Annotated in this window: 2 protein-coding genes; one reads left to right on the forward strand and one right to left on the reverse strand. The window is 64.6% G+C overall.

Annotated elements, in window-relative coordinates; genetic code table 11:
* The first annotated feature begins 238 nt into the window (after positions 1-238).
* Entirely contained in the window at positions 239-472 is a 234-nt protein-coding gene (locus AC628_RS40450; protein ID WP_050629968.1) for a DUF6894 family protein, read from the forward strand.
* 27 nt (positions 473-499) lie between these two features.
* On the opposite strand, the gene AC628_RS40455 is transcribed toward AC628_RS40450, so the two are convergent.
* A partial coding sequence (locus AC628_RS40455; protein WP_143202077.1) for a DUF2339 domain-containing protein occupies positions 500-1,618 on the reverse strand: 1,119 nt, incomplete at its 5' end.

A 1,618-nucleotide genomic window follows, 5' to 3' on the forward strand; every position in this document is an offset into this window, starting at 1 on the left:
ACGAGGCTCCAGATTCTTGTTTTGACGCGTTTTCTTCACGCGAACCGGTATCCATCCCGCATCAAGTGCGGGACAGGCTTCGCTCGAAAAAGCTCTAACTTTCTCATCTGCGCGCTAGCGGGAATACGCTCCGAGCCGTAGTCATACGGATGGCGGTCGCCACGCCTTGATAGCTACTCAATACCTAGCGTTCATCGCCGCGAGGCGGAATGGTGGGGACACCGATTTGAGTAGTCATATGGCGCAGTATTTTTTCCGGATCAGTGACGGCGATTTCGCCGGTGGGTCCGATCACGCGACCGAGTTCGAGAGCCGCGACGTGGCCTGGGCCGAGATGACCAAGGTCTGCGGCAATTTCCTCGGCAGCATTTCGCGCAACATGAAGCAGAACAGCGAGTGGCACATGGAGTTGCTCGACGAGGGCAGAAAGCCGGTGTTCCGGATTCGCCTAGTCGCTGAATCCGTCGACTGAGGCTCTCGCCGTTCATGACCATCAGCTTCAAGCCCCGGTCTGCGGCACAGGCGGAGCCGCGCGCCTGCGGAATAGGATCCGCTGATACAGCCAGCCGATCGCGACCAGCACGATGCCGAGGCACATGAAGGACAGCGCCCGGTAGACCCCTGATAGCGTCGACATGTCGACCAGGAACGCCTTCAGGATCGTCAGCCCGATCACCGCGGCGGAGGCGAGCCGCGCGCGCTCCGAGTTGACCACGAGGCCGACACCGAGCAGCGCGACGCCGAACATCAGCCACGCGATCGAATAGGTGTATTGCTCCGCGCCCGTGGTCTCGCCGCGCGACAATACCGGCCCGTGATACAGCCTGCGGATTTCGAACGTGACATAGGCGAGCGCAAGGATGAGCGCGCCGGCCGCAATCGTGTTGGCGTAGCTTGCCGGACGATGGCCCGCTACCGCGTAGGACAATAGCAACGCCAGTACAGCCGGCAGCGCATAGCCGAGCAGCAGCAGGTTGATGAAGCTGCCGCCGACGTCCTGCCACCACAGCATCGGGTTCTCCAGCCCCAGCAGCCCGAACAGGCTGGCAAGCCCGGCGAAGACGGTCAGCAGCACCGCGGCGACATTGTGGACGATGCTGCCGCTGCGCACGCGCAGCCGCTCCAGCCCGATCGCCATCGCGAGCGCCACGCCGACCTGCAAGGCGATCTCGGTCAGTCCGGCGCTGGCGTAGTAGACGTCGCCGCCATTGACTGCGTGGCGGATCTCCATGAAGGCGAGCAGCACCGTGAACAGGATCGCGGCTGAATCGACCATGCGCAGCGGCACGTCGTCGCCGTTGCGGCGCAGGAAATGGCTTCCCGCCCAGAATGACAGCGCCGGAACGCCATAGCCCCACAGCAGCCAGTTGAAGATCGGCGTGGTGCCGACGACATCGCCCGCGATCCGCGGCTCATAGCCGATGCGCAGCACGACGATGCCGGCGAAGATCGCGGCGAGCCAGCGCAGGAACGGGATCGGCCGCTGCACCGACAGCCACGCCGCGCCCGTCGACACCAGCGCCAGCGCGATGGTGAGCCAGCCCTTGTCGAGCGCGAAGGTCAGCGCCAGCGCCAGCGAGGCGAGGGCGCCGGTGGCCGCGAGCGCAATCGAGGGCGA

It is taken from the genome of Bradyrhizobium sp. NAS96.2 (assembly GCF_001908235.1).
Lineage (GTDB): Bacteria > Pseudomonadota > Alphaproteobacteria > Rhizobiales > Xanthobacteraceae > Bradyrhizobium.